At 74.9% G+C, this 25,808-nt stretch carries 25 protein-coding genes; 10 read left to right on the top strand and 15 right to left on the bottom strand.

Annotation, left to right across the window (positions count from 1 at the left end):
- Positions 1-11: 11 nt before the first annotated feature.
- On the bottom strand, positions 12-1,058 hold the full coding sequence (locus AC4BDD_RS03570) for a LacI family DNA-binding transcriptional regulator (RefSeq protein WP_490689497.1): 1,047 nt from the start codon (positions 1,056-1,058) through the stop codon (positions 12-14).
- Positions 1,059-1,209: 151 nt separating this feature from the next.
- On the opposite strand from AC4BDD_RS03570, the gene AC4BDD_RS03565 reads away from it, so the two are divergent.
- Positions 1,210-2,166: an ROK family protein gene (locus AC4BDD_RS03565; RefSeq protein WP_490689496.1), complete on the top strand. Its 957-nt coding sequence runs from the start codon at positions 1,210-1,212 to the stop codon at positions 2,164-2,166.
- Between the two features lie 139 nt (positions 2,167-2,305).
- Positions 2,306-3,340 carry an NUDIX hydrolase gene (locus tag AC4BDD_RS03560; RefSeq protein ID WP_490689495.1) on the top strand — a complete coding sequence of 345 codons (1,035 nt, stop codon included), beginning with the start codon at positions 2,306-2,308 and terminating at the stop codon, positions 3,338-3,340.
- 347 nt (positions 3,341-3,687) lie between these two features.
- Here the strand turns inward: AC4BDD_RS03560 and AC4BDD_RS03555 are convergent, their stop codons facing one another.
- Positions 3,688-5,046 carry a dipeptidase gene (locus AC4BDD_RS03555; protein ID WP_490689494.1) on the bottom strand — a complete coding sequence of 453 codons (1,359 nt, stop codon included), beginning with the start codon at positions 5,044-5,046 and terminating at the stop codon, positions 3,688-3,690.
- Between the two features lie 154 nt (positions 5,047-5,200).
- Here AC4BDD_RS03555 and AC4BDD_RS03550 point away from each other — a divergent pair, with 154 nt between their 5' ends.
- From AC4BDD_RS03550 to AC4BDD_RS03540, 3 genes are all read left to right on the top strand, one after another.
- Positions 5,201-6,430: a geranylgeranyl reductase family protein gene (locus AC4BDD_RS03550; RefSeq protein ID WP_490689493.1), complete on the top strand. Its 1,230-nt coding sequence runs from the start codon at positions 5,201-5,203 to the stop codon at positions 6,428-6,430.
- A gap of 151 nt (positions 6,431-6,581) precedes the next feature.
- Positions 6,582-7,901, top strand: a complete 1,320-nt coding sequence (locus AC4BDD_RS03545) for a sensor histidine kinase (protein ID WP_490689492.1) — start codon at positions 6,582-6,584, stop codon at positions 7,899-7,901.
- Positions 7,902-7,957: 56 nt separating this feature from the next.
- The gene (locus AC4BDD_RS03540) at positions 7,958-8,620 is read left to right on the top strand and encodes a response regulator (protein ID WP_490691641.1); all 663 of its coding nucleotides are present in this window, start codon (positions 7,958-7,960) and stop codon (positions 8,618-8,620) included.
- Between the two features lie 154 nt (positions 8,621-8,774).
- On the opposite strand, the gene AC4BDD_RS03535 is transcribed toward AC4BDD_RS03540, so the two are convergent.
- Together AC4BDD_RS03535 and AC4BDD_RS03530 are read right to left on the bottom strand one after the other, a co-directional pair.
- Positions 8,775-9,722 carry a DUF2797 domain-containing protein gene (locus AC4BDD_RS03535; protein WP_490689491.1) on the bottom strand — a complete coding sequence of 316 codons (948 nt, stop codon included), beginning with the start codon at positions 9,720-9,722 and terminating at the stop codon, positions 8,775-8,777.
- Positions 9,719-9,976: a DUF6332 family protein gene (locus tag AC4BDD_RS03530; protein ID WP_490689490.1), complete on the bottom strand. Its 258-nt coding sequence runs from the start codon at positions 9,974-9,976 to the stop codon at positions 9,719-9,721. The genes AC4BDD_RS03535 and AC4BDD_RS03530 overlap by 4 nt, the downstream gene beginning before the upstream one ends.
- Before the next feature lie 176 nt (positions 9,977-10,152).
- On the opposite strand from AC4BDD_RS03530, the gene AC4BDD_RS03525 reads away from it, so the two are divergent.
- Positions 10,153-11,409, top strand: coding sequence for an ROK family protein (locus AC4BDD_RS03525; RefSeq protein WP_490689489.1), 1,257 nt, complete (start codon positions 10,153-10,155; stop codon positions 11,407-11,409).
- A 93-nt stretch (positions 11,410-11,502) separates the two neighbouring features.
- Here the strand turns inward: AC4BDD_RS03525 and AC4BDD_RS03520 are convergent, their stop codons facing one another.
- The 4 genes from AC4BDD_RS03520 to AC4BDD_RS03505 all read right to left on the bottom strand — a co-directional run bounded on the left by AC4BDD_RS03520 (position 11,503) and on the right by AC4BDD_RS03505 (position 14,119).
- On the bottom strand, positions 11,503-12,426 hold the full coding sequence (locus tag AC4BDD_RS03520) for a phosphotriesterase family protein (protein ID WP_490689488.1): 924 nt from the start codon (positions 12,424-12,426) through the stop codon (positions 11,503-11,505).
- Complete coding sequence (locus tag AC4BDD_RS03515) at positions 12,423-13,007, bottom strand: DUF4865 family protein (RefSeq protein ID WP_490689487.1); 585 nt, start codon at positions 13,005-13,007, stop codon at positions 12,423-12,425. The genes AC4BDD_RS03520 and AC4BDD_RS03515 overlap by 4 nt, the downstream gene beginning before the upstream one ends.
- A 56-nt stretch (positions 13,008-13,063) precedes the next feature.
- Positions 13,064-13,462 (bottom strand): (R)-mandelonitrile lyase, encoded by a 399-nt coding sequence (locus tag AC4BDD_RS03510; RefSeq protein ID WP_490689486.1) that lies wholly within the window; start codon positions 13,460-13,462, stop codon positions 13,064-13,066.
- A 69-nt stretch (positions 13,463-13,531) separates the two neighbouring features.
- Positions 13,532-14,119 (bottom strand): TetR/AcrR family transcriptional regulator, encoded by a 588-nt coding sequence (locus tag AC4BDD_RS03505; protein WP_490689485.1) that lies wholly within the window; start codon positions 14,117-14,119, stop codon positions 13,532-13,534.
- Positions 14,120-14,305: 186 nt separating this feature from the next.
- On the opposite strand from AC4BDD_RS03505, the gene AC4BDD_RS03500 reads away from it, so the two are divergent.
- Positions 14,306-14,602, top strand: coding sequence for an SHOCT domain-containing protein (locus tag AC4BDD_RS03500; RefSeq protein WP_490689484.1), 297 nt, complete (start codon positions 14,306-14,308; stop codon positions 14,600-14,602).
- A gap of 532 nt (positions 14,603-15,134) precedes the next feature.
- Here AC4BDD_RS03500 and AC4BDD_RS03495 read toward each other — a convergent pair.
- Together AC4BDD_RS03495 and AC4BDD_RS03490 are read right to left on the bottom strand one after the other, a co-directional pair.
- Positions 15,135-15,692 carry an ATP-binding protein gene (locus tag AC4BDD_RS03495; RefSeq protein WP_490689483.1) on the bottom strand — a complete coding sequence of 186 codons (558 nt, stop codon included), beginning with the start codon at positions 15,690-15,692 and terminating at the stop codon, positions 15,135-15,137.
- Between the two features lie 189 nt (positions 15,693-15,881).
- Entirely contained in the window at positions 15,882-16,217 is a 336-nt protein-coding gene (locus AC4BDD_RS03490) for a hypothetical protein (RefSeq protein ID WP_490689482.1), read from the bottom strand.
- A 186-nt stretch (positions 16,218-16,403) separates the two neighbouring features.
- On the opposite strand from AC4BDD_RS03490, the gene cds1 reads away from it, so the two are divergent.
- Positions 16,404-17,534, top strand: a complete 1,131-nt coding sequence (gene cds1, locus AC4BDD_RS03485) for an L-cysteine desulfhydrase Cds1 (RefSeq protein WP_490689481.1) — start codon at positions 16,404-16,406, stop codon at positions 17,532-17,534.
- A 51-nt stretch (positions 17,535-17,585) separates the two neighbouring features.
- On the opposite strand, the gene AC4BDD_RS03480 is transcribed toward cds1, so the two are convergent.
- Entirely contained in the window at positions 17,586-18,068 is a 483-nt protein-coding gene (locus tag AC4BDD_RS03480; protein WP_490689480.1) for an SRPBCC family protein, read from the bottom strand.
- Between the two features lie 70 nt (positions 18,069-18,138).
- Positions 18,139-18,984, bottom strand: coding sequence for a DeoR/GlpR family DNA-binding transcription regulator (locus AC4BDD_RS03475; protein WP_490689479.1), 846 nt, complete (start codon positions 18,982-18,984; stop codon positions 18,139-18,141).
- 503 nt (positions 18,985-19,487) lie between these two features.
- On the opposite strand from AC4BDD_RS03475, the gene AC4BDD_RS03470 reads away from it, so the two are divergent.
- On the top strand, positions 19,488-21,728 hold the full coding sequence (locus AC4BDD_RS03470) for a hypothetical protein (RefSeq protein ID WP_490691640.1): 2,241 nt from the start codon (positions 19,488-19,490) through the stop codon (positions 21,726-21,728).
- Here the strand turns inward: AC4BDD_RS03470 and AC4BDD_RS03465 are convergent.
- Entirely contained in the window at positions 21,698-24,127 is a 2,430-nt protein-coding gene (locus AC4BDD_RS03465; protein WP_490689478.1) for a right-handed parallel beta-helix repeat-containing protein, read from the bottom strand. The two genes, AC4BDD_RS03470 and AC4BDD_RS03465, sit on opposite strands and share 31 nt — an antisense overlap.
- A 112-nt stretch (positions 24,128-24,239) precedes the next feature.
- Entirely contained in the window at positions 24,240-24,884 is a 645-nt protein-coding gene (locus AC4BDD_RS03460) for an Rv1733c family protein (RefSeq protein WP_490689477.1), read from the bottom strand.
- Between the two features lie 214 nt (positions 24,885-25,098).
- Between AC4BDD_RS03460 and AC4BDD_RS03455 the strand changes: the two genes are divergently transcribed.
- Positions 25,099-25,281: a DUF6126 family protein gene (locus AC4BDD_RS03455; RefSeq protein ID WP_490689476.1), complete on the top strand. Its 183-nt coding sequence runs from the start codon at positions 25,099-25,101 to the stop codon at positions 25,279-25,281.
- A gap of 25 nt (positions 25,282-25,306) precedes the next feature.
- Here AC4BDD_RS03455 and AC4BDD_RS03450 read toward each other — a convergent pair whose 3' ends face one another.
- Positions 25,307-25,729 carry an ATP-binding protein gene (locus tag AC4BDD_RS03450; RefSeq protein WP_490691639.1) on the bottom strand — a complete coding sequence of 141 codons (423 nt, stop codon included), beginning with the start codon at positions 25,727-25,729 and terminating at the stop codon, positions 25,307-25,309.
- Between the last annotated feature and the right edge of the window lie 79 nt (positions 25,730-25,808).

The raw sequence follows: 25,808 nt of genomic DNA, 5'->3' as shown, positions 1-25,808 counted from the left end.
CCCCGGTCGCCTCAGGCGGCGTCCGGCGGCGGGATCTCGCCGGAGCCCCGGGGGATCAGCCGGGTGGGCAGCTCCACCCGGCGCGGCTCCGCCGCCCCGCCGTCCAGCCTGCGGAACAGCATCTCGGCCGCGGTACGTCCGAGTTGGGCCGCGTCCTGGGCGACCACGGTCACGGCCGGGGAGAGCAGATCGGCCAGCTCGAAGTCGTCGAAGCCGACCAGGGCGGTGGCACCGGGGCGGGCGGCGAGGACCCGGACCACGGTCACGGTGACCCGGTTGTTCCCGGCGAAGAGCGCCGTGACCGGGCCGGGCGCGTCGAGCATCGAGGTCGCGGCGGCACGCACCCGCTCCGGGTCGGTCGGCCCGAGCGAGACCCAGGACGGGTCGACCGGCAGCCCCGCCTCGGCCATCGCGGCCCGGTAGCCGCGCAGCCGCTCGGCCGCGGTGTGGATGCCCGGCTGGTCGCCGATGAAGCCGATGCGGCGGTGGCCATGGGCGATCAGATGGGCCACGGCCGTGCGGGAGCCGCCGTGGTTGTCGGAGAGCACCGTGTCGGCGTCGATCCGTGCCGCCGGACGGTCGACGAAGACGGTGGCGACCCCGGCCGCGAGCTCCGGCTCCAGATAGCGGTGGTCGTCACCGGCCGGGATGATGACCAGGCCGTCCACCCGGCGCGCGCACAGCGCCAGCGCCAACTCCTGCTCCCGCTGCGGGTCTTCCGCGCTGGAGCCGTTGATCAGCAGCGCGCCGTGCGCTCGGGCGACCTCCTCCACGGCGCGGCTGAGCGGCCCGTAGAAGGGGTCCGCGAGATCCTCCAGGACCAGCCCGATGCTGGCGGTGCGGCCCTTGCGGAGGATCCGGGCGCTGTCGTTGCGCCGGAAGCCGAGCGCGGTGATCGCCTCCTGGACGCGCCGCTCGGTGTCCGGGGTGACCCCGGGCTCGCCGTTGACCACGCGGGAGACCGTCTTCAGGCCGACCCCGGCGCGGGCGGCGACGTCCTTCATGGTGGGGCGGGTGCCGTACCGGCGAGGGGTGGTGCTGGCGGCGGTCTCGGCCACGGTGCGCTGGTCCTGTCTCTCGCTGGTCGGGCGGGCAATTCCGGGGTAGGAACAGGGGTGACGAGCATAGCCCCTGGACAACGTTGTCAGAGGCGGCGAGACTGTCCGGGTGAACCCACCGGACCCACGCCTACCAGGAGAGTCGACTCGTATGCCACGTGACCTCATCGCCGCGCTCGACATCGGCGGCACCAAGATCGCGGGTGCCCTGGTGGACGGTGAGGGAAAGCCCGTCGTACGGGCCCGGCGCGCCACCCCCGCGCGGGAGGACGGCGCCACGGTGATGCGCGAGGTCGCCGCGGTGCTGGCGGAGCTGGCCGGCACCCCGTACTGGACGAGGGTGGCGGCCGTCGGCATCGGCAGCGCCGGCCCGGTCGACGCCTCCGTGGGCACCGTCAGCCCGGTCAACATCCCCGGCTGGCGCGACTTCCCGCTGGTCGACCGCGTCCGCGAGACCACCGGAGACCTCCCGGTCACCCTGGTGGGGGACGGCGTGGCGATGGCGGCGGCCGAGCACTGGCAGGGCGCGGCGCGCGGCCGCGCCGACGCGCTGTGCATGGTGGTGTCCACCGGCGTCGGCGGCGGGCTGGTGCTGGACGGAAGGCTGCACCCGGGGCCCACCGGCAACGCCGGGCACATCGGCCACATCAGCGTGGAGCTGGACGGCGACCCCTGCCCGTGCGGCGGGCGCGGCTGCGTCGAACGCATCGCCAGCGGCCCGCACATCGCCCGCCGCGCCCTGGAGCGGGGCTGGCGCCCGGGCCCGGACGGCGACGTCTCCGCGGCCGCCGTCGCCGCCTCGGCCCAGGCGGGCGACCCGGTGGCCCGCGCCTCCTTCGAGCGGGCCGCGCGGGCGCTGGCGGCCGGGATCGCCGCGACCGCGAGCCTGGTCGAGATCGAGGTGGCGGTGGTCGGCGGCGGGGTGGCGGGCGCCGGAGAGGTGCTCTTCGCCCCGCTGCGGCAGGCGTTGGGCGACTACGCCACCCTCTCCTTCGTCCGGGACCTCACCGTCGTGCCCGCCCGCATGGGCACCGACGCCGGGTTGATCGGAGCGGCGGCCGCGGCCGCGTCGCAGGCCCGGATCGAGGGGTTCGCCGACGTGCGCTAGAGGGTGGCCGACGGGTCTTCGCGGCGTCGCGCCGGACATCCCCTGACGGTCCGGCGCTGTCCGTCCTGGCGTGCCGCCGGGCGTTTCCGTGGCAGGGTGATGCGGGCAACTCTCAGGGCGCTACGGAAGAGGGGGAAGCGTGATCGTCTGGCTGAACGGTGCGTTCGGCGCGGGGAAGACCACAGCGGCTCGCATTCTGGTCGAGCTGCTCCCCGGCAGCACGCTCTACGACCCGGAACTGGTCGGCGACGGGCTGCGCATGATGCTGCCGCGCAAGCGTCTGGCGGAGGTGACGGACTATCAGGACCTGCCGTCCTGGCGGCGGCTGGTGGTGGAGACCGGCGCGGCGCTGCACACGGAGACGGGCGGCCCGCTGGTGACGCCCATGACGCTGCTGCGGCAGGAGTACCGGGACGAGATCTTCGGTGGTTTCGCGGCCCGCCGCATACCGGTGCGGCATGTCCTGCTGCACTCCGACGAAACGATCCTTCGCCGGCGGATAGACCAGAGCGAGGAGGTGCCGGGGAACCCGGAGGCGAGTGAGTCGGTCCGCCACTGGCGCCGCCGGCACCTCGCCCCGTACCGGACCGCGCTGCGTTGGCTGACCACCGACGCGCACGTGGTCGACACCTCGCACCTCACCCCGGCCGGCACCGCCGAGCGGATCGCCGACGCGGTGCGCCAGGGGGCGGGTGCCTGCCCGATCGTGCAGACCCCCGAGCCCACGGCGCAGACCGTCGCGGCCGGGGTGCTGCTCTTCGACGAACACGACCGGGTGCTGCTGGTCGACCCCACCTACAAGCCCGGCTGGGAGTTCCCCGGCGGGATCGTGGAGGCCGGCGAACCGCCCACCCGGGCCGGGATCCGCGAGGTCGCAGAGGAGCTGGGGGTGCGGCTGGAGGGCCCGCTGCGGCTGCTGGTCGTCGACTGGGAGCCGCCCCGGCCGCCCGGCCTGGGCGGCCAGCGCTTCCTGTTCGACGGCGGCAGGCTCACCGGCGAGGCCGCCCGGGACCTGCTGCTGCCCAGCGACGAGCTGCGCGGCTGGCGTTTCGTCACCGAGGAGGAGGCGGCCGCGCTGCTGCCGCCGGTCCGGCTGCGCAGACTCAGCTGGGCGCTGCGGGCCCGCGCGCAGGGGCGCCCCATCAACCTCGAAGCCGGCGAACCGGTCGGCTGACCGCTCGTCTCCCGGCCCGGCTGGGGCACACGCCGTTCGGTGCCGTCCCGCGGCGGCGTGCAACCCCGGCCCGCCGGAACGCGCCGCCACGCGCCCCCGGCCATGATCCAGCCGGACCTGGCTCGGTCATGACTCGGCCCGGTCCTGACCCGGTCCGCCTCCGGTACGGCGGCGGGCCGGGCCGGGGCGCCGCCGTTCGGCCGGCTGGGGCCGGGCGTGGGCGTCGCTGGCGCCCCGGCCGGTCCTGCGCCGGCCGGTCCTGCCGCCTCGCCCGGGCGTCCGGGACTCGCCGTGCCGGCTGCGGCCGGGCGCGGACGCCGCCGACGCCCGGGCCGTCCCGGCCGGGGTCAGCCCTGCTGCGCGGCGGCCGCGTACTTGCGGAGGAAGAGGGCCTCGGTCAGCGAGAGCCGCTCCAGCTCCTCCGGCGAGACGCTCTCGTTGACCGCGTGGATCTGCGCCTCCGGCTCGCTCAGCCCGATCAGCAGGATCTCCGCCTCCGGGTAGAGCGCGGCCAGGGTGTTGCACAGCGGGATGGAGCCGCCCTGCCCGGCGGTGGCCATCTCCACGCCGTCGTACGCCTCACGCATCGCCTCGCCCATCGCGGCGTACGCCGGGCTGGAGGTGTCCGCCTGGAACGGCTGGCCCTGCCCGACCTGCTCGACCCGGACCCGGGCGCCCCACGGGGCGGCGTGCTCCAGGTGCGCGGAGAGCAGCTTGGTCGCCTCGGTGGCGTCCGTGCCCGGCGGCACCCGCAGGCTCACCTGGGCCCGCGCGGTGGCCTGGACGGACGGCGTGGCGCCGATCACCGGGGGGCAGTCGATGCCGATCACGGTCACCGCCGGGCGGGCCCAGATCCGGTCGGCGACCGTGCCGGAGCCGATCAGTTCGACCCCGTCGAGGACCTTGGCGTCCCGGCGGAATTCCTCCTCCGGATACTGCAGACCCTGCCAGCTCGCCGCCGAGGCCAGCCCGTCGACCGTGGTGGAGCCGTCCTCGGCGCGCAGCGAGTCCAGGATGCGGATCAGCGCGGCGAGCGCGTCCGGGGCCGCGCCGCCGAACTGGCCGGAGTGCAGATTGCCTTCCAGGGTGTCCACCTGGATGCGCAGCATCGTCATCCCGCGCAGGGAGGCGGTGACGGTCGGCAGCCCGACCCGGAAGTTCCCGCAGTCGCCGATGACGACGGCGTCGGCGGCCAGCAGCTCCGGGTGTGCCTCGGCGTACCGCTCGAGACCGCCGGTGCCCTGCTCCTCCGAGCCCTCCACGATCACCTTCACGCCGACGGGTACGCCGCCGTGCTCCTTGAGCGCGCGCAGCGCGGTGAGGTGCATGATCAGGCCGCCCTTGCAGTCCGCGGCGCCACGCCCGTACCAGCGGCCGTCGCGCTCGGTCAGCTCGAAGGGCGGGGAGAGCCACGCCGACTCGTCCAGCGGAGGCTGCACGTCGTAGTGGGCGTAGAGCAGGACCGTCGGGGCGCCCGCGGGGCCCGGCAGGTATCCGTACACCGACTGCGTGCCGTCCGGTGTGTCGAGGAGCGCGACGTCCTCGAAGCCCTCGGCGCGCAGCGCTTCGGCGGCCCAGCGGGCCGCGCCCTCGCACTCGCTCCGGGGGAACTGCGCCTCGTCCGCGACCGACCGGAACGCGACGAACTCGGCGAGCTCGGTGCGGGCGCGGGGGATGAGCGCGGCGACGGACTCCGCGAGATTCATGGGAACGCTCCTCGGGTGCACGACGTTGGGCACGTATGTACGACTTGGTGTGCCGTCGATCATCCCACAGGGAGTCCGCGGACCCGTGCGCCGTAGGATGCGACGGTAGCCGGATCAGGCAGTCCAGTTCGGTCGAGTGGGAGCGGAAGCACACGTGAGCAGCGACAGCGCAGCCGGGAACGATACCTCTCCGGAAGAGCGCGAGGACCATGCGGTGTGGGACGTCGTGGTGGTGGGCGCGGGCCCGGCGGGTGCGTCCGCCGCGTATGCCGCGGCCTGCGCGGGGCGCCGGGTGCTGTTGCTGGAGAAGGCCGAACTGCCCCGGTACAAGACCTGCGGTGGCGGCATCATCGGTCCGTCCCGGGAAGCGCTGCCGCCCGGATTCGAACTCCCGCTGCGCGAGCGGGTGCACGCCGTGACCTTCTCGCTCAACGGCAAGCTGTCCCGCACCCGGCGTTCCAAGCAGCCGCTGTTCGGCCTGATCAACCGCCCCGAGTTCGACGCGGCCCTGGTCGATGCGGCCGAGCAGGCGGGCGCCCGGATCCGCACCGGCACCGCCGTCTCCCGGGTGGAGCAGCACGGCCCGTCCGTCCCCGACCGGCGCACCGTCGCGGTGGTGCTCGCGGACGGGGAGACGGTGCTGGCCCGCGCCGTGGTCGGCGCGGACGGCAGCGCCAGCCGGATAGGAGCCCATGTCGGGGTCAAGCTGGACCAGGTGGACCTCGGTCTGGAGGCGGAGATCCCGGTTCCGCCGACCGTGGCGGAGGACTGGGCGGGGCGGGTGCTCATCGACTGGGGGCCGATTCCCGGCAGTTACGGCTGGGTCTTCCCCAAGGGCGACTCGCTGACCGTCGGCGTGATCTCGGCCCGCGGCGAGGGCGCCTCCACCAAGCGCTACCTGGAGGACTTCATCGCCCGGCTCGGCCTGGCCGGATTCGAGCCGAGCATCTCCTCCGGGCATCTGACCCGGTGCCGCGCGGACGACTCGCCGCTCTCCCGGGGCCGGGTGCTGGTGTGCGGGGACGCCGCGGGACTGCTGGAGCCGTGGACGCGGGAGGGGATCTCCTTCGCGCTGCGCTCGGGGCGGCTCGCGGGCGAGTGGGCGGTGCGGATCGCGGAGGCGCACGACGCCGTCGACGCCCGCCGCCAGGCGCTGAACTACGCCTTCGCGATCAAGGCCGGGCTCGGTGTGGAGATGGGCGTCGGGCGCCGCATGTACGGCGCCTTCGCGCGCCGCCCGGGGATGTTCCACGCGGCGCTCACCGGCTTCCGGCCGGCCTGGCGCGCGTTCACGAAGATCACCCGGGGCACGACCAGCCTGGCCGAGATCGTGCGCACCCACCCGACCGCGCGCCGCGCGCTGACGGCGATGGACCGCGGCTAGGGGCGTCCGGCGGGTCGGCGACCGCGCTCGCCGAACGGCCCGTCGCGGGGTCACGCCGTGGTGGATGTGCCGGGTCTACTCCCGGGGGAGTACGGCCTCCGCCCGCGCCGGGCGGACGCCGCCGTCCCCGCCCGGGGCTAGCGTGGCCGGTATGAGCGAGGGACCGACGTGGCGGCGGGACGACGGACCGGGGCGGTGGCGACTGGCACTCGGTCCGCGTCCGTGGGCGCCGCCGTGGCTCGGCGCCAAGGCGCCGGCCGGACGGGCCCGGCTGCCCTGGCGGACCACCCTCGCCCTGGTGGCCCTCACCGTGGCCGGCACCCGCTTCGCCGACGAGAACCAGCCGGACCGGGTGGACCTGGACCCGTTCGGGGTGCTGCTGCTCGTCCTCATCCCCGCGCTGCTCGTGCTGCGCCACCGTCACCCGGTCTTCACCGCCTTCGCCACCGTCGCCGGCACCCTGCTCTACCTCGGCGCGGGCTACCCCTACGGGCCGATCCTGATCAGCGTGGTGGTCGGCTGCTTCGCGGCCGTGGTCGCCGGGCGGCGGTACGCCGCGTGGGCCGCCATCGGCACGATGTGGGCCGGGCATCTGCTGCTCGCACACTGGCTGTACCGGTGGCTGCCGCCGGGCGGGGACCAGGCCGCCCCCTGGGCGGAGGAACTCGTGGTCGCCGCCTGGGTGATCGCGGTCGTGGCCGGCGGCGAGCTGGTCCGGGCCCGCCGCGAGCAGTGGGCCCGGGAGCGGGCCGAACAAGCCGCGGCCGAGCAGCGGCGGGCCGACGCGGAACGGCTGCGCATCGCCCGCGAGCTGCACGACGTCCTCGCCCACAGCATCTCGGTCATCAACATCCAGGCGGGCGTGGGTCTGGCACTGCTCGACCAGGATCCGGAGCAGGCCCGTACCGCGCTCACCACCATCAGATCCGCCAGCAAGGAGGCGCTCGGCGAAGTGCGCCAGGTGCTCAGCGCGCTGCGCGCACCGGGGGACGCGCCGCGCACGCCCGCGCCCGGCCTCGACCGGCTGGCCGAGCTGACCGAGCAGGCGTCGGGCGCCGGGCTGACCGTGGAGGTCACCCGGGAGGGCACCCCCACCGCCCTGCCCCCGGGCGTCGATCTGGCCGCCTTCCGCATCGTCCAGGAGGCGCTGACGAACATCGTGCGCCATTCCGGCTCGCGCACCGCGCGGGTGCGGCTGCGCCACGCGGAGCGCGAGTTCGAGGTGACCGTCGACGACGACGGCCCGGCGACCGGCGACACCACCACCGCCGGCGGCAACGGCCTGATCGGCATGCGGGAGCGGGCGGCGGCGCTCGGCGGGACGGTGGAGGCCGGCCCCCGCCCCGACGGCGGATTCCGGGTCCGCGCCCGGATCCCGCACGCCACCGCTGACCCGGGGAAGCCCCCGGGGGAGCCTCCGGGGGAGCCCCCAGGGGAAAGGGACGGGCAGACACCGGAGGAGAACCCGTGACCGACAAGACCTCGGCGACAGACCAGACCTTGCGAACCGGCGCGGAAGAAGGCGCGATCCGCGTACTGCTCGCCGACGACCAGGTCCTGGTCCGGGCCGGTTTCCGTGCGCTGCTCGACGCCCAGCCCGACATCGAGGTGGTCGCCGAGGCCGCCGACGGGCAGCAGGCGCTCGATCAGGTGGCCGCGCTCCACCCCGACGTGGTGCTCATGGACATCCGGATGCCGCGGCTCGACGGGCTGGCCGCCACCCGCCGCATCACCGGGGACCCGGGGCTCGCAGAGGTCCGGGTCGTCATGCTCACCACCTTCGAGCTCGACGAATACGTTTTCGAGGCGATCCGCTCCGGCGCCTCCGGATTCCTGGTCAAGGACACCGAGCCGGAGGAACTGCTGCGCGCGGTACGGGCCGTGGTGGCCGGCGACGCGCTCCTCTCACCGGGCGTCACCCGCCGCCTGATCGCCGAGTTCGCCGCCCGCTCCAAGGAGCCCGCGGACGATGCCCGGCTGGCCGCGCTGACCGAGCGGGAGCGGGAGGTGATGGCGCTGGTCGGCATCGGGTTGTCCAACGAGGAGATCGCCCGGCGGCTGGTCGTCAGCCCGCTCACCGCCAAGACGCACGTCAGCCGCACCATGGTCAAGCTCGGTGCCCGCGACCGCGCCCAACTCGTCGTGCTGGCCTACGAGTCGGGCCTGGTCCGCCCCGGCTGGCTCGGCTGACCCGCGTACGGCCAGGCCGGCCGGAACGGCTCAGGCGGGCCGGAACGGCTCAGGCCGGCCGGAACGGCCCAGAACGTCCGGGACGGGCTCAGGTCGGCCGGAATCGGCTCTGCCCGGCGCGGCAGGCCCCTGATGGCCGAACGCCCGGTACCGCTCAGAACAGCGCTTCCGGCTCCGCTTCCGCCGCGGCGTGCGGCCGGCTGACCGGCGCGGTGGTCACGGCCTCCGGCGCCGCCGCCGACAGCGGCCAGCCCGCCAGCTGCCGCAGATCCAGCAGCAGGACCCGGCCGTCGGCCGTGGCCAGATACAGATCGGGACCGGCCACCGAGACGATCGAACCCGCCACCGTGCACCCGGCGGTGAGCCGCAGCAGGCCCCGCACCGGGCCGGCCCGCCGGAGCCGGTCCAGCCGGTAGGCCGAGTCGTGGTGCACCGGGGCCCAGGGCAGCGGGGTCAGCGATTCCGGCAGTCCGGGCAGCGTCCGCGCCCGCGCGTGGAGCGCTGCCAGCTCATCGGCGCGCGCCTCGGGGGAGGGGAGTTCCTCGCGCGCGGCCCGCTTCGCGGCGTACGGAAAGCGGTCCGGCACACCGAGCGCGGCGCCGAGCACGGCCTCCGCCCGGCGCGCGGCCATCAGCGGCCCGCGCCCCAGCAACGCGGAGGAGAGCGCGGCCTGTTCCAGCAGGCGGGCGCCCTGCCGCTCGGTCGCGGTGATGCCGACCTTGATCAGCCCGGGGGCGAACCAGGCGAGATAGACGTCATAGGGGCGCGGATCGTCAGCCAGGGTGTCGGCGGCCACCGAGTGCGAGCGGTCCAGCCGGGCGCACTCGGGACACTGCGCGGAGATCGCGGACGCCGAGACCTCGGCGCCGACGGGGCACGGCGTATGCCGCTTGCCCCGGCGCACGCCCGTACAGCCGCGCCGCGCCCCGGTGGTGAAGGCCAGCTCGCGGTCCGGGCTCAGCGGGGAGACCCGCTCGCCGTGCACCGGGTGGTGCCAGACCAGCCCCGGCCCCGAGCGGCCCCAGCGCCCGCCCGCACACCGCCAACCGGCCGCGCCCCCGCTCACGGGCCCTGCCGTGCCCCCGCCTCCGCGTCCCGTCATGCGCCCGGTCGCGCCGCCTGGGCGTGGGCGAACCGGCGGAGCACCCGCACCACCCGGATGGCGAAGCCGGCCGCCGCGGCGGTGGCACCCGCTTTCAGCCAGGTCGCGGTGGCGGCCGGGCCGAGGTCACCGAAGAGCGCCGGACTCGCGACGGTGACGAAGACGGCCGCCGCCAGCAGCGCTCCGGTGACGACGGCGAAGGTGATCTCCACGGTCATCGCGTCGCGCGCGGCCTGGTCCCGTGCTGCTGCCATCCTGCCCGGTCCTTACCCACTCGGTGGTCCCCCGGCCGGTCCGGCGACGCCGACTCCCGGCACGCGTATCCCCGTTCGCACGCGTGCCACCACGGTACTCCGGGCCTCCCGGCGCCCGGATTCCCCCGGCGGAACCCGGTGGCGCTTCCGCCGTCCCGAGGCGAAGATCGCGGATCATGGGTGGCGGGTTTTGTTCAGCGAGGATACAAAGTGAGAATGGGACTGTGACCCAGACACGGACAAAGCTGGAACGGGGCAGAGGCGCCCTGGGCCCGGCGCTGGAGCTCGTACACACCGGCCGCGCACCCACCCGCGCCGTGCTCACCGCTGAGCTCGGCGTCACCCGGGCGACCGCCGGTGCCGTGGCCGCCGAGCTGGAGGCGCTGGGCCTCATCGAGGTCGACGCGCGGCCGACTGCGGCCGCGGGCGGGCAGGGCCGCCCCTCGCACCGGCTCGCCATCGCGCCGCGCGGTCCCGTGGTGCTCGCCGCACAGGTGCACGCGGACGGCTTCCGCGCGGCCCTGGTCGGACTGGGCGGCCGGATCGTGGCCACCGCCCCCGGCTGCATGACCGTTCCCGCCGATCCCGCGCGCATCCTGGACGCGGTCGTGGAGGCGGGCACCGGGCTGCTGCGCGAGACCGGCCGGGCTTGCGTGGGCGCGGGCCTGGCCGTGCCGTCCGCGGTGGCCGAGCCGGAGGGCACCGCGCTCAACCCGCTGCACCTCGCCTGGCCGGCCGGAGCCCCGGTGCGCGAGCTGTTCACCCGCAGCCTGGAGCGGGCCGGGATCCCGCACGCCGGATTCGCCGGAAACGACGTCAACCTCGCCGCGCTCGCCGAGCACCGCCACGGCGCCGGTCGCGGCGCCCAGCACCTGCTCTGCGTGGCGACCGGCCACCGCGGCGTCGGCGGCGCGCTGGTCCTCGACGGGCGGCTGCACACCGGCAGCGCCGGACTCGCCCTGGAGGTCGGCCATCTGACGGTCAACCCCGAGGGCGCGGCCTGCCACTGCGGCAGCCGCGGCTGCCTGGACATCGAGGCCGATCCGCTGGCGTTCCTCACCGCGGCCGGCCACCCGCCCGGCCCCGAGGGCTCGCTCCTCCAGCAGGCCAAGGACCTGCTCCGCGGCCACAGCGCGGAGCCACCGGTGCGCGCCGCGGCGCATCTGCTGACCGACCGGCTCGGACTCGGCCTCGCTGGGCTGGTCAACATCCTCAATCCGGACCGCATCATCCTCGGCGGGTTCCACCGCGAACTGCTGGAGTCCGACCCGGAGCGGCTGCGCGCGGTGGTCGCCGAGCGCAGCCTGTGGGGCCGCAGCGGGGGAGTGCCGATCCTGCCCTGCACCCTGGACCACAACAGCCTGGTCGGCGCCGCCGAGCTGGCATGGCAGCCGGTGCTCGACGATCCGCTCGCGGCCCTGACCACGGCCTGACGCCCGCGCCCGGCCCGGCCACCGGGCGCCCTGCCACCCGCCACACGCCAACTGCCGGCTACCGCCTGCCGCCCGCCGCCGGGCGGCAGGCGCTCACCACGCGACCGCGAAGGCGCGGGCCGGATTGGCGGTCAGCATCCGGTCCACCAACTCCTCGCCCAGTGTCAGGGCCAGCCGGGGGCGCAGCCGTCGCAGCAGATACGGCATGCCGGGACCGCCGCCGGAGTCCGCGCGGGCCCCGGCGGTCGTGGTGTCGCCCCCCAGCAGCAGCCGGTCGGCGAACCCGGCGTCCGCCAGTGCCGCGAGCGCGTCGGGCAGCCGCCAGTCGGTCGCGTGGTGGGCGCGGGACGGGCCGTCGAACGCCAGGTACGCGCCCGCCTCGGCCAGCAGCCGGTGCGTCACGAGGTCGGGCGCCCGGTTGAGGTGGCCCAGGATCACCCGCTCCGGCGGCACCTCCAGCTCCCCGCAGAGCAGGTCCAGGACGTCCAGGGCGCCGGTGCCCAGCTCCAGGTGCACCCCGATCGGGGCACCCGTGCGGTGGTGGGCCAGCGCGGCCGCCGTCATGGTCTGCCGGGCGTGCGCGTCCAGGCCGTGGAAGCCCCCGGCCACCTTGATCATTCCGGCTCGGGGCCCGGTGCCGCCGATGCCCTCGGTCAGCTCCCGGGTGAACACATCGGCCAGCCGGTCCCGGATCCGGTCGAGCACCTTGGGCGCGTAGTGCACCGCCTGGTGCAGCCCGGTGGCGGCGACGACATGGACGCCGGTGACCCTGGCCAGCTCGGGAAGACGCCCGGCCTCCCGCCCCATGCCGTACGGCGTCCACTGGATCACCGACCGGCCGCCCGCCGCCCGGAAGGCGCGCAGCTCGGCCTCGGCCGCGGCCGGGTCGTCCAGCTCCTGGCCGGGCAGCAGCGGGCTGCGCAGGAAGAGGTGGTCGTGGGCGTCGCAGAAGCCCAGTTCCTCCGGCGCGATGTCACCGAGCACCGTCCGGACGGCGGAGACTCGGTCCGGGGTCACCAGTGCCGCCCGACGGGAAGGTCGGCGAGGTGCGGCGCGGACAGGTGGAGCACCCGGAAGCGGTCTCCGGAGCCCTCGGGGGCGGCGTCCTCCCAGAGGGTGAAGTGGATCAGCTCCCAGTGCCGGGGGTCGATCGCCAGCGCCGTGCAGTGCACCCCGGCGGTGCCGGCCCGCTCCCGGGTCTCCTCCAGCGCCCGCTCGACGGCCGTGGCCGGGTCGGTCCCCGCCGGTATCGTCTCGGTCCGGCGGACCGCCGCGCGCGGGGTGCGGCCCAGGGCCGGGCCCGGCTCGAAGGCCAGACCCTGCCAGTGCTCGACGGTGGGCCGGCCGAAGTCCTCCACGACGCCCCGGAACCCGGCGCCCCACAGGAAGCGGTTCACGGCCTGGGGGTCGGCCCAGAGGTAGAAGGGCGCGTAAGCGTTGACCGGCGAGCCGTCCACGCCGCGCTCGCGGATGGCGTACGCCTTGAGCCCGAGCCCGGGGAAGTCGTCCAGCAGATGGCCGCGGGACTCCACCCGGTGCCGGATGATCCTCATGTCGTAGTCGGCGGGCAGTGTGATCCGGTACTGCAGGGCCTGCATCTGGCCACTCCTGTCTGCGGGGGCTGGGACGTGTTCGGTCGTTGGATGACGGGCCGTCAGGCGGCCGGGCAGGTCGCGTCGTCGACCTGCGCGGCCCACTCGACGGTGGTGCCGTCCGCGGCGGCCTCGACCACCGCCAGATGGGTCATGAAGGTGCGCGGTGCGGCGCCGTGCCAGTGCAGCGAGCCGGGCTCGATCCACACGGTGTCCCCGGCCCGGATCTCCTCGACCGGGCCGCCCTCGCGCTGCACCAGCCCGGCGCCCTCGGTCACGTGCAGCACCTGGCCGTGCGGATGGCGGTGCCAGGCGGTGCGGGCGCCGGGAGCGAAGTGGACGCTGAACATCCGCAGCCGGGAAGGGGCCGGGGGCGTCGCGATCTCGTCCAGCCAGACCTCGCCGGTGAAGCACTCCGCGGGGCCGGGCAGGGTGTCGGGGCGGTTCCTGGTGATCCGCATGGTTGCGCTCTCCTCCTTGCAGGCCGCGGCGCGCCGGCGCGGGCGCGCGGCCCAGGGGTCGGTGGTGGGTCAGCGGCCGGTGCCGGTGCGGGCGGTGAGCAGGCTGATCAGCCCGCGCACGGCGGTGTCGAAGGGATCCGTCGTCCCGGCCGCGCGGGCGAGTACGTAGCCGCCCTGCACGGTCGCCACGACCGTGGACGCGATCTCGGCCGGGTCGAGCGCCGTGTCCAGCTCACCGTGCCGCTGGCCCTCGGCGACGATCCCGGCGAGCCGGCCGCGCAGCCAGTCCAGCGTCTCCTCGACCGGCTGACGCAGGTCCGGATCGGTGATGACGTCCGGGTCCATGGTCAGCCGCCCGATCGGACAGCCGCGCAGCACATCGCGCTCCCGCAGCAGATAGGCGCGGATCCGGTCGGGCGCGGTGCCGGGGCCGGCCAGGGCCGCCTCGGCGGCGGCGCGCATCTGCTCGGCGGTCCGCCGGATGGCCGCCAGTGCCAGATCGGGCTTGCCGCTGAAGTGGTGGTACATGCTGCCCTGCCCGGCGCCCGCGCGCTGCTGGATCGCCTTGGGGCTGGTGCCGACGTAGCCCCGCTCCCACAGCAGGTCCTGGGTGCTTTCGATCAAGCGTTCAGGGGTGCTCATGAGCGCACTGTACATACTAGTAGGTACAGAATGCCAGCGATCTTGGAATCCGGGCGGTGGCGACGGCGGGAGCACCGCATCCCGCGCGGCGTACTCCCCGGGCGGTACGCCAGGTGTCGCTGGGCGTACGACGACTTCTCAGGTGGCCCCCGCCACGCTCGAAGGGAAGGCAGCACTTCGCACCCGAGGAGTTGAACCGAGATGAACACCCTGGCGCAGGCTCTCGCCCACGGCGACGGCCCCGGCCCGTGGGTCCTGGTCTTCCCGCTCATCTGGGCCGTGGTCGTGGCCGGCGGGATCTTCCTGCTGCGGCGCACCGTGTGGCGCGGGCGCCCACCCTGGCAGCGGTCCGGCGGATCGGCCCATGACGCACAGTCGCCGATCGCGGTGCTGGGCCGCCGCTTCGCCGCCGGCGAGATCGACGAGGACGAGTACTGGCGCCGACTGTCCGTCCTTGACGAGCAGTTCGGCCGCATCCGCACGGAGGGCACCTCATGACCGCCCCCGCAGCCCGAATGGTGGACGCCGTGACGATCCGCGGTTCCGGGGACACCCGGGTGCGGCCGTGGACGGGGTGAGCGTCGACTCGCCGGCCGGCCGCTTCACCGCCCTGGCCGTCTCCGCGGACGACACGCCCACGGCGGGCGGCGGGCGGTGACGGCGCGCCAGGTGGACGGCGGCGTCAGGCCGGGCGCGCGGGGGCGACACGCTGGAGCGGGTCGTGGCCTTCGGCGTTACCCCGGCCCGCTCGGGCGCGTTCCCACCGCGTGCCGCGTGCCGCGTGCCGCGTGCCGCGTGCCGCGTGCCGCGTGCCGCGTGCCGCGTGCCGCGTGCCGCGTGCCGCGTGCCGCGTGCCGCGTGCCGCGTGCCGCGTGCCGCGTGCCGCGTGCCGCGTGCCGCGTGCCGCGTGCCGCGTGCCGCGTGCCGCGTGCCGCGTGCCGCGTGCCGCGTGCCGCGTGCCGCGTGCCGCGTGGTCCGGCGTGCCCTCCCCGGTCAGCCGGACCCGTCCGTCTCGGCCGGGCGCGGCGATTCAGCCGGACACGGCGGTGCGGGCGGTGGCGCGCTCGCGCGACGCCCCGGCGGGGGGACGCGAGCGGTCCTTGCGGTCGGGCGGCGCGCTGTACCGCTCCGTCGGGACGGCCCGGGCCGTGCCGTGCGCCGCGAGCGGCGACGCGCCGCCGGCGACCGGCTGCGGCACGGCGAGGGTGAACCACACGACCTTCCCGCTGCCGTCGTCCCTCGCGTGCATGCCCCAGCTCTCGCTGACCGCCGCGACCAGGGTCAGCCCCCGGCCGTGGGTGCTGACCGGGTCCGCCTCGCACAGGCGGGGCAGGCGCGCGTCGCGGTCCCGGACCGACACCGTCAGCCGGTCCAGCAGGAGCTGGATCTCCACCGTGCACTGCTTGTCCGGCTCGGCGTGCCGGTGGACGTTGGTCAGCAGCTCGGTGACGCCGAGCGCCGCCGCTTCGATGAGCGGATCGAGATGCCAGTAGCGCAACTGCGCCGATACGATTCTGCGGACCTGGCCGATCCGCGAGGGCAGAGCCTGCAGCTCCACCGTGCAATGCCTGCTTGGACGACTGATCACGGCTGCGACTCCCTGAAGAAGAGTTAGGGCTAGCCTGATTCAGGTGCGGGCGGCGAACGTGGCCGGCAGTGGTGGCTGCCGCCCACGACCGGAGGGGCCGGTTCTCAGCGTCACCGCCGATTAACCCTCAGTGATACTGATACTCGTCCAGGGTCGACCCACCCGCCCGCATGCGCAACTCGGGTGCACTCAGTCCTTCGAACTCCGCCCCCGCGCACTCCGTATCGCGTCCAGGAAACGGCTGGCCGTACCGCCGGACGGTGCCGTCGGAGTGGCCGCGGCGTCCTGCTGCGCCAGAGTGAGCCGGTAGCGCGTGCCGTTGACCGTCGCCCGCGCCTGGTCCTCGTCGGCGAACCAGGGCTTGGTGGCCCGCACCGACTGCACCGGGGCACTGTCGATCTCCCGCCCGTTACTGGTCAGCAGCTCCAGCCGCCCGTCCTTGATCAGCACCTGCCCGGCGTGGGTGACGGAGCGCAGAAAGCGCTCGATCCGCACTCCACGGGCATTGAACTCGGTATCGGCCATATCGACCGCCTCCCCGGTGACTCAGCTGGCTTCCGCCCCGCTATCACAGTGTCCCTGCTGCGCAGTCTGCCCGGGAGACGGGCTGGACACCAGTGCCCACATATGATCGAAACGTCCGGCTGCTCCAGTCGGGCGGCGGCACGGGCATCCAGCCGGGTCGCGGGCACCAGCGCAAGGAACAGCACCATGAACGGCACGGACACCACTCAGCGGGCGGTAACCGGAACCATCGACGTGGACCGGAGCGACACCGCCTACCGGGACTGGCTGAAAGAAGCCGTCCGCAAGGTGCAGGCCGACGCCAACCGGTCCGCCGACACCCATCTGCTCCGCTTCCCGCTGCCCGAGGAGTGGGGGATCGACCTTTACCTGAAGGACGAGTCGACCCACCCCACCGGCAGCCTCAAGCACCGGCTGGCCCGCTCGCTGTTCCTGTACGGCCTGTGCAACGGCTGGATCCGCCCCGGCAAGCCCGTCATCGAGGCGTCCAGCGGCTCGACCGCCGTCTCCGAGGCGTATTTCGCCAAACTCATCGGGGTGCCGTTCATCGCGGTGATGCCGCGCACGACCAGCCGGGAGAAGTGCCGCCTGATCGAATTCCACGGCGGCCGCTGCCACTTCGTCGACGACCCGCGGACCATGTACGAGGAGTCGGCCAGGCTCGCCGCGCAGACCGGGGGCCACTACATGGACCAGTTCACCTACGCCGAGCGGGCCACCGACTGGCGCGGCAACAACAACATCGCCGAGTCGATCTACCAGCAGCTCCGTCTGGAGCGGTATCCGGAACCGGCCTGGGTGGTGGCCACCGCGGGCACCGGCGGCACCTCCGCGACCATCGCCCGCTACGTCCACTACATGAGCTACGACACCCGGGTCTGCGTCGCCGACCCGGAGAACTCCTGCTTCTTCGACGGCTGGGTGCACCACGACCCGGACGCCTCCAGCGACCGCGGCTCGCGCATCGAGGGCATCGGCCGACCGCGGATGGAGCCCAGCTTCCTGCCCGGCGCGATCGACCGGATGATGAAGGTGCCGGACGCGGCGAGCGTCGCCGCGGTGCGCGCCCTGGAGCAGGCCATCGGCCGCAAGGCGGGCGGCTCGACCGGCACCGGGCTGTGGAGCGCGCTGCGGATCGTCGCCGAGATGGTCGCCGAGTCCCGCACCGGCAGTGTGGTCACCCTGCTGTGCGACCCGGGCGACCGCTACCTCGACAAGTACTACTCCGACGCCTGGCTGGCGGAGCAGGGGCTGGACATCGCGCCGTACACCGCCGCGATCGACGTCTTCCTCGCCACCGGCCGCTGGCCTGACTGAGCCGTTCGGCGCGGCGGCCGCCGCGCCGAGGGTGTGCGTCAGGCGGCGCCCTCAAGGGTTCCGGCCGGCGGCGGCCGCCTCGCGGTCCAGGGCGCGCATCGCCTGGCGGAAGGCGCGCCCGATGCCCGGCCGGCCCAGCCGCGCCGCCGCCCGCGCCCAGGCGGGCGCGTCCAGCGCGAAGGTGTACCGCACCCGGGTGCCGGTGCCGGCCGGGGCCAGCCGCCACTCCTCCAGCAGGGCGCGCGGCCCCGGCGCGTTGGTGGTGTCCACCCGGTAGGCATAGGCCGTCGCCGGCACGGCCGCCACGATGGTCTCGGTGAAGCGCACCCCGCCGCGCAGCCGGATCTCGCGCCGCTCGCCGCCGTCCAGCGGCCGCGCCCGGCTGACCGCGGCGAACCACCGCGGCCAGCTCCCGACATCCCGGAGCACCCCGAAGACCGCCTCCGGCGATGCCGCCACCCGGGTGGTGAACTCCAGCCGCAGCGGGGCGGCGTCCAGGAAATCGAGACCGACGGGACGTAAGTGGTGTGTCATGGACACACCCTAGCCAGCGGCCGGTGGGATGTCTGCGGCAGCCGGCGGGCCGTCAGCAGCCGGCGGGCCGTCAGATGTCCGCGGCCTCCGGCCCTTCCCCCGCGACGATCAGCTCCGGCAGATGCTCGGCGATCTCGGCGCGCGCCCGCTCCGGCAGCCCGGCATCCGTCACCAGGGCGTCCACCTGGTCCAGCGAGGCGAACGAACTCAAGCCCACCGTGCCCCACTTGGTGTGATCCGCCACCACCACGACCCGCCGCGCCGACCGCACGAACTGGCGATTGGTCTCCGCCTCCGCCAGATTCGGCGTGGACAGCCCCGCCTCCACCGATATGCCATGCACCCCGAGGAAGAGCACATCGAAGTGGAGGAAGCGGATCGCGGCATCCGCGACCGGACCCACCAGGGTGTCCGACGGCGTGCGCACCCCACCGGTCAGCACCACCGTGGCCGCCCCCGGACGCAGGCCAGGACTGCCGCCGGCCGCCGTCCGCTGCGCCGTGTAGAACACATCGGCGACCCGCACCGAATTGGTCACCACGGTCAGATCCGGCACATCCACCAGCTGCTGGGCCAGCGCGAACGCGGTCGTCCCGCCCGCCAGCGCGATCGCGCTGCCCGGCACCGCCATCCGCGCCGCGGCCCGCGCGATGTCCTCCTTCGCGCTCAGCTCCAGCGTCGACTTCGCCTCGAACCCCGGTTCGTAGGTGCTCGCCTCGGCCACCGGCACCGCGCCGCCGTGCACCTTCTCCACCACCCCCAGCCGGGCCAGGGCGTCCAGATCGCGACGGACCGTCATATCGGAGACATTGAGTTTGCGGGTGAGTTCATTGACCCGCACCCCGCCGCGCCGCCTCACCTCATCGAGGATCAGGGCGCGCCGCTGCTCCGCGAGAAGGTTCTGGTTGTCGCTCACTCTTCTCCCTTGTTCTCCCCAGGGCTCACTCCCCGGACTCCGTCCCGGGGGTGCCCCCAGGTGGGGGTGGCCCCGGACGGAGCCCGGGGGAGTACTCCAGCCGTGGGCTGTTCGTTCCGGATCGATCAGCCGTCCGCGGGGGGTGTGCCCATCTTCCCACGGGACGGTGACAGGCGGCCCGGTCGGCGCCGCATCACGATTTCGCCTCGCCTGCCTGTCGCGAGGGACGCGCCGCGCCCCGACGGGAATCCTGGAGGAGCGAGCACTGCACCGGGGATCGGGGGGACACGGTGGCATCGACCACGCATGAGCGCGCCACGCCGGACGAGGGGGCACCGCGGAAGGTGCTGCCGGCGGGGCAGCCGGCATCGGGGAGGAGAGCGCCGGGGAGGAAGGCACCGGCGCAGGAACAGCCGGCGGGGAGCATCGAGCCGGCGCACCACCGGGAACCGCTGGAGCTGGAGCTGCTGGTGCACGGGGTCGGCGGCTCCACCCCCGAACGGATGCTGGCGGACCCGCGTACCGTCCGGGTCACCGGGGACGACACCGCGGGGGTCTACCGGCGGATCGAGGACGCGGACGCCGAGGACCGGCCGGACGACTACCAGAAGCAGCCGGTCCGCGAGGCGTACTGCTGGTCCAACCTCACCTCGGGCAACGGCGCCCGCGCCCTGTGGCTGCTCCTGCTGCCCTTCATGATCGCCAATCTCGCCCACTGGATGCGGCCGCGCGCCCGCCGCCGCACCAGGACCGTGCGCGTCTACGGTGTGCTGGTGCGGCTGGTGGCCCTCAGCCTCACCGTGCTGCTGATCGCCGGTGCCTGCGAGGTGGCGCTGGACCTGATCGCCTGGCAGTGCGCAGGCGCCGCCGCCTGCGCCGACCACCGCTCCTGGCTGGCCTTCATGTCGGCGGGGGACGGCGGCTGGTGGAGCCAGCCGGGCCGCCGGCTCGCGGTCGCCGCGATCTTCCCCACCGCCCTCACCGGCCTGCTGTGGTACCTGTCCAACCGCACCTGGAGCGCGTACGAGTCCCAGGCGCCCACCCGGGCCGGCGGGAGCGACCCGGAGGCCGGTGACCGCCCCGCGCTGCGGCTGCCCGGTTTCTGGTACGGCCGCAGGCTGGTCGCCCGGCTGCGCGCCGCCCACACCGCCGCCGGCTTCCTCACCGTCGCGGCCGCCGTCACCGGGGCCACCGCCCGCCACGACCGCGCGGCGGGCGGCAGTACCGCGCTGGAGGTGTCCGGGTGGCTGCTGACCGGGCTGCTGGTGGCGGGCGGACTGATCGTGATCCAGGTGGTCTGCCGCCGAGGGCGCAGCGAGACCCGGCTGGACGACCGCCTGGACCGCGTCACCATCACCGCGCTGCCCGCCGCCGCACTCGGCGTGCTCGCCCTCTCCGTGCTGTACGCGGGCTGGGACCGGCCCGACTGGACCTCCCGGGGGCGGCTGGCGGGCGACCAGACCTTCGGCGTCCTCGCCCTGGGCCAGGGCGCCCTGGTGACCGGCATCGCGGTGTGCGCCCTGCTGCTGCACCGCGCCTCCCCCACCCCGCGCACCCCGCTGTACGGGCTCGGCGGCGCGGCCGTCGCGATGTTCGCCTGCGCGCTGGGGGCCCTGCTCTCCGGCGGCGTCGCACAGCGGGTCGCCGACTGGATGGACGGCTCGGCCACCCCGGGCATGGGCCAGGGGCCGCTGGCCGGGCCCCCGGTCCTGCTGTCCTGGGAGGCCGCGGCCGTCCCCCTGCTGCTGATCGCGCTGCTCATCCTGGCCGCCGTCATGGCCTGGCGGGTGTGGCGGGTGCGCGCCCGGCTCATCTCCACCGTCCCCGACGGCTACCCCGGCGAGCGCCCCGACGGGGTGCGCACCCGGCGCATCGCCGGCACCATCGCCCGCGCCGGCATCACCGACGACCTGCCGGGCATCATCGGCCCGCTGGCGCTGTTCTCCCTGCTCCTGGGGGCGGGCGCGGTGGCCGGGGCGTGGACCACCCACGAGGTGCCCGGCCGGGCCGCCGACGGGACCAACAAGCTGCTCGACGCCACGGTGCAGACCGCCCAGGCGCTCGGCTCCTGGCTGATGGGCCTGGCGTTCCTGACGTTCGTCACCTGGGCCCGGCGCGCCTACCGCAGCCCGTCCGCCCGCCGCACCATCGGCATCCTGTGGGACGTCGGCACCTTCTGGCCCCGCGCGGCCCACCCCTTCGCGCCGCCCTGCTACGCCGAGCGCGCCGTCCCCGACCTCACCTGGCGGATGCAGACCTGGACCGAGCGGACCGGCGGCCGGCTGGTCATCTCCGGGCACTCACAAGGCAGCGTGCTGGCGGCCGCCGCCGTCTGGCAGCTGGACCGCCGCACCCGCCGTCAGGTCGCCCTGCTCACCTACGGCTCACCGCTGGAGCGGCTGTACGGACGGTGGTTCCCGGCCTACTTCGGCCCCCGCCCGCTGCGCGCCCTCCACCGCGAGGTGCGCTGCTGGCGCAATCTGTGGCGGTACACCGACCCGATCGGCGGACCCATCCGGCTGCCGGACGGTGCCGGGCCCGAGGTGGACTGCGGCGCCCTGAAGGACCCGCTGGCCTACGGGCGTACCCCCGAACACCCCCTTCCCGCGCCCATCCTGGGCCACTCCGACTACCAGGCCGACCCGGTCTTCACCCGGGAGCGCGCCGCGCTGCTGGACAGGCTGCCCGGCAGCGGCGGCTGCGCGGTGCCCGCTCAGGGCAGCGGCGGCAGGTCCTCCGGATAGAGCAGCGTCAGCTCCTCGGTGGTCGGGTCGGCCAGCTGGGCGACCCGACCGGCGTGCCGCTCCACCATGGCCTCGAACGTCTGGCGCGCGGTGCGGCCGTTGCCGAAGGCGGCGCCCCTGGGTATCGCGGTGAAGTACTTCAGCAGCGCTTCCACCGCGCCCTGGCCGATCCGGTACTCCTGCTCCTCGGCCTGCTGCTCCACGATCCGCAGCAGCTCCTCGGGCGTGTAGTCGCCGAAGGTGATGGTGCGGGAGAAGCGCGAGGCCACACCCGGGTTGACCGACAGGAACCGCTCCATCTCCGCGGTGTATCCGGCGACGATGACGACGACCGCGTCGCGGTGGTCCTCCATCAGCTTCACCAGGGTGTCGATGGCCTCGCGGCCGAAGTCCCGCCCGGCGTCCTCCGGCGAGAGCGCGTACGCCTCGTCGATGAACAGCACCCCGCCGCGCGCCCGGTCGAACGCCTCCTGGGTGCGGATCGCGGTGGAGCCGATGTGCTCGCCCACCAGGTCCACCCGGGAGACCTCCACCAGGTGGCCGCGCTCCAGCACCCCCAGCGAGTGCAGGATCTCCCCGTAGAGGCGGGCCACGGTGGTCTTGCCAGTGCCGGGCGAGCCGGTGAAGACCAGATGGCGGCGGACCGAGGCGGCCTTCAGCCCCGCCCGCTGCCGCCGGCGGCCCACCTCGATCATGTCGGTGAGGGCGCGCACCTCCCGCTTGACGCTGTCCAGGCCGACCAGCGCGTCCAGCGCGCCCAGCACCTCCTTGGCCTCCCGGGCCGGCGGAGCGGGCGCCGCGGCGGGGGCGGCCGCGGACGCCGGGGTGTCCAGCGCCACCCGCGGCGCCGGAGGTCCGCTCAGCAGCCCGGTCGACCCGGCCGCGGCCTGCACCGCGGCGCGCGGCGCCGTCGGCTCGGGCGCCGTCGTCGCGCTCTCGTCGCTGGTGCAGTCCTCGCTCACCGGCCCCGGCTCGGCGAACTCATAGCCGCCGCGCGCGCAGCGCTCGGTGCGGCAGCGGGTCAGCGTCGTCCGGCAGCCGTCGATGATGTGGAAGCCGTAGCCGCTGCTGCCCGTCACCCGGCAGCCGTGGAAGGTGCCCCGGCCCTCGGCCGAGACGTAGAAGCCGGCCTCGGTGGGCGCGCTGACCGTGGTGCGCTCCACCGTGGGGTCCGCGCCCTTGGTGACGATCACTCCGGTCGCGATGGAGTCGATGGTGCACCCCGCCAGGGTGCCGCCGCTGCCGTGGTCGCGGAACCAGGCGCCGGTCGACGCCTCCCGGATCCTGCAGTCGTCCAGCTGGGCGGTGGCGCCGTCGCTCACCGACACGGCCGTGTTCCGCACCTGCGAGATGTCGCTGTCCACCACATCCGCCCGGGAGCCGCGGTCCAGCACGAACAGGGCGTCCGGCACGTCGTGCACCCGGCAGGCGTCGAGCACCGCGGTGGCCCCGTCGCTCACCCAGACCGCCGGATAGTCGCCGGTACTGTCATGGATCTCGCACTGGTTGGCGTCCACCCGGGTGCCGGGGTCCCAGACCGACAGGCCGTTGCGGCCGAACCGGCGCACCGTGGAGCGGGTCAGCGTCAGCACCGAACGCGACCGCAGGTCGACCGCGTTCTCCGGGACGTCATGGATGTCGCAGTCGGCGAGGGTGAGTACCGCGTCGGTGTCCAGGTTGACGCCGTCGGCCGAGGTGCGGTGCACCCGGCAGTCGGTGAGGTGCCCGGTGGCGCGCGCCGAGACCTGCACGCCCGCGCCCCTGACCTCGTACACCTCGCAGCCCACGGCCTCCACCGCGCTGCCCTCGCCGGTGATCGCCAGCCCCGTACCCGAGGTGTGGTGGATCCGGCAGCGGTCCAGCCGCGGATGGGCGCCGCCGCGCACCGCGATACCGGCCTGGCCCGCGGCCACCACCTCGCACTCCTCGAAGACGCCGCCCGCGCCGTCCAGCACGCTGAAGCCGACCCCGGCCGGATTGTCCACCGAGCAGCGGCGCACCGTCGGGCGGGCCCCGCCGCGGACCTCCACGCCCGCCGCCGAGCGGGTCGCCACCCGCACATCGCTGATCTCCGGCGTCCCGTCCTCGACCAGCAGCGCGGGCGAGGTCGCGTCCTGGGCCTCGATGTGCAGGTCGCGCACGGTCGCGGAGGCCCGGATGACCAGCGCCACCCCGTCGGCCGGGGCGATCCGCACCGCGCCGCGCGAGCCCTCGGGGCCGCGCAGGGTCACGGCCCGGTCGATGACGAGGTTCTCCCGGTAGGTACCGGGCGCGATGGAGAGGGTGTCGCCCTCCCCGGCGGCCTCCAGGGCCGCGGCGAGGGAGGCGTACTCACCTGTTCGCCGCCGCCAGCGCGACGTTCCGCTGTGCGTCACCTGGACCACCGAGCCCTGTGCCATGGTGCTGTTGTGCCCCCACCTCGTACGTGTGCCGACCGCGGGCGACCGTGCCGCTGAGCCGCGTGCGTGAAGGCCCCACCGTAGCGTGCGCGGAGGAGGGGGAGTTGGCGGGTCAGCTGTCCGCGCCCGCTCTGCCCCAGTCCTGCCCGGCACGTTCCCACGCGGTGTCCCACTGGGCGTACCGCCGGTGCATCAGCCGCCATACGATCAGCCGCCGGACCGCCTCCACCAGCCCGGCCGCCGCCATGCCGCCGGCCACCCCGGCGAGCACCGCGTGCGCCGAGGCCGTGGCCGGGTCCAGCGGGCGGGGGACCGGCTTGCCCAGCCGGTCGGTCCAGATCCGGAAGCGATCACCGGGGCTGGGGGTCCCCCCTGGACGGAGCCTGTCGGAGTCCTTGGGGGAGACGGGCCGGGTGGCGCGGATGGTGCCGGTGTGCCTGCTGCCGTCCGGCCCGCGCCACGCGGCGACCACCGGGCGGTAGGCGTCGCCGGCGGAGGAGGTCTCGGGATCGGTGTCGAAGGGCGGCTGGGCGTCCACCCGGACCACGGTCGCCAGGACCGGGCGGCGCTGCTCCGTCTGCGCGCGCACGGTAGCGAGCAGCGCCTCATGGGTGGCGGCGCCGGTCGCCCAGCCGACCAGCGGCGCGGCGCACACGATGAGCAGGGCCGCGACCAGCGCCGCCCATGCCTCGGCCAGGTCGGTACCGCGGCGGAGCGGATTGCGCCGCCACTGCCACACTCCCCGAGCTGCTCGCACAGTCCCGCACCCCCCTTGTCCGTTCGTGAATACCGCGTAGGAATCGGTATATCCGCGGGTCCGGTGAACAGAGAGCAATATCACGGCTTTCGCCGCCCGCTAAGGAGGCGGGACCGCCGGCGGTCTTCGGTCATGTGCCCGGTGCGCCGCCGTGTGCCGCCGAGGCCGCCGGGGGCGCCCGGAGGGGACACCCGGCGGGCGTACACTCACCGGTATGACACAGGGCCCGGACGAGCAGACGCGTGCCGCCGCCGCGGCCGCGCACGGCGGCGCGGGCACCGAGGAGTACAAGGAGCGCGCCGTCGCGTTCCGGGTGTTCATCTACATCGTCGCCGGGCATCTCTTCGCGGCCTTCCTCTGGCTGCTGTTCTACCTCGGTGAGCACGCGCCCAAGTAGGGGTCCGCGCACCCGGGCGCGGGGTTCAGGACAGCCGCATGGCCAGCGTCACCACCGCGCCGGGGGCCCCGGAGCTGACCGCGAGCCGGTCGGTGACCAGCTGGGTCAGCCACAGGCCGCGCCCGCTGGTCGCCCCGTCGAGCCCCGGCAGCAGCCGCGGGATCACATCCTCGGAGAAGCCCGGGCCGGAGTCGCTGATCCGGCACTCCAGCTCGTCGCCGACGCGGCGGAGCAGCAGCGAGCCCCGGCCCCCCGCGTGCTCGACGGCGTTGGTGGCGATCTCGTCGACCGCCAGCACGAAGTCGCCGCGGCGGGCTTCCGGCAGCCCGGCCCAGGCGGCGCACTGCTCGATCTGGACCCGCAGCTCCGGCAGCTCCCGGGCGGTGAACCGGCGCTTCAGCAGCCGCTTGACGTTCTCCTCCGGGGCGGAGCGGCCGGCGCCGGCCACCGCGGCGCCCGGCCCCCGGTGGGGGTGGGGCGCGGCGAACCGCGCCGACCGGGTCGACGGAGCGTCAGGGATGGGAAAG

Source organism: Streptomyces sp. JLBT605 (assembly GCF_058215555.1).
Note: the sequence above shows the minus strand (reverse complement) of the source record. Positions and strands in the feature narration are given on the sequence as shown.

Coding starts and splice junctions, on each gene's coding strand:
- AC4BDD_RS03565 (WP_490689496.1), top strand. CDS start 1,210: ATGCCACGTGACCTCATCGCCGCGCTCGACATCGGCGGCACCAAGATC.
- AC4BDD_RS03555 (WP_490689494.1), bottom strand. CDS start 5,046: ATGAATCTCGCGGAGTCCGTCGCCGCGCTCATCCCCCGCGCCCGCACC.
- AC4BDD_RS03545 (WP_490689492.1), top strand. CDS start 6,582: ATGAGCGAGGGACCGACGTGGCGGCGGGACGACGGACCGGGGCGGTGG.
- AC4BDD_RS03535 (WP_490689491.1), bottom strand. CDS start 9,722: ATGACGGGACGCGGAGGCGGGGGCACGGCAGGGCCCGTGAGCGGGGGC.
- AC4BDD_RS03530 (WP_490689490.1), bottom strand. CDS start 9,976: ATGGCAGCAGCACGGGACCAGGCCGCGCGCGACGCGATGACCGTGGAG.
- AC4BDD_RS03525 (WP_490689489.1), top strand. CDS start 10,153: ATGGGTGGCGGGTTTTGTTCAGCGAGGATACAAAGTGAGAATGGGACT.
- AC4BDD_RS03515 (WP_490689487.1), bottom strand. CDS start 13,007: ATGCAGGCCCTGCAGTACCGGATCACACTGCCCGCCGACTACGACATG.
- AC4BDD_RS03510 (WP_490689486.1), bottom strand. CDS start 13,462: ATGCGGATCACCAGGAACCGCCCCGACACCCTGCCCGGCCCCGCGGAG.
- AC4BDD_RS03505 (WP_490689485.1), bottom strand. CDS start 14,119: ATGTACAGTGCGCTCATGAGCACCCCTGAACGCTTGATCGAAAGCACC.
- AC4BDD_RS03500 (WP_490689484.1), top strand. CDS start 14,306: ATGAACACCCTGGCGCAGGCTCTCGCCCACGGCGACGGCCCCGGCCCG.
- AC4BDD_RS03490 (WP_490689482.1), bottom strand. CDS start 16,217: ATGGCCGATACCGAGTTCAATGCCCGTGGAGTGCGGATCGAGCGCTTT.
- cds1 (WP_490689481.1), top strand. CDS start 16,404: ATGAACGGCACGGACACCACTCAGCGGGCGGTAACCGGAACCATCGAC.
- AC4BDD_RS03480 (WP_490689480.1), bottom strand. CDS start 18,068: ATGACACACCACTTACGTCCCGTCGGTCTCGATTTCCTGGACGCCGCC.
- AC4BDD_RS03470 (WP_490691640.1), top strand. CDS start 19,488: ATGCTGGCGGACCCGCGTACCGTCCGGGTCACCGGGGACGACACCGCG.
- AC4BDD_RS03465 (WP_490689478.1), bottom strand. CDS start 24,127: ATGGCACAGGGCTCGGTGGTCCAGGTGACGCACAGCGGAACGTCGCGC.
- AC4BDD_RS03455 (WP_490689476.1), top strand. CDS start 25,099: ATGACACAGGGCCCGGACGAGCAGACGCGTGCCGCCGCCGCGGCCGCG.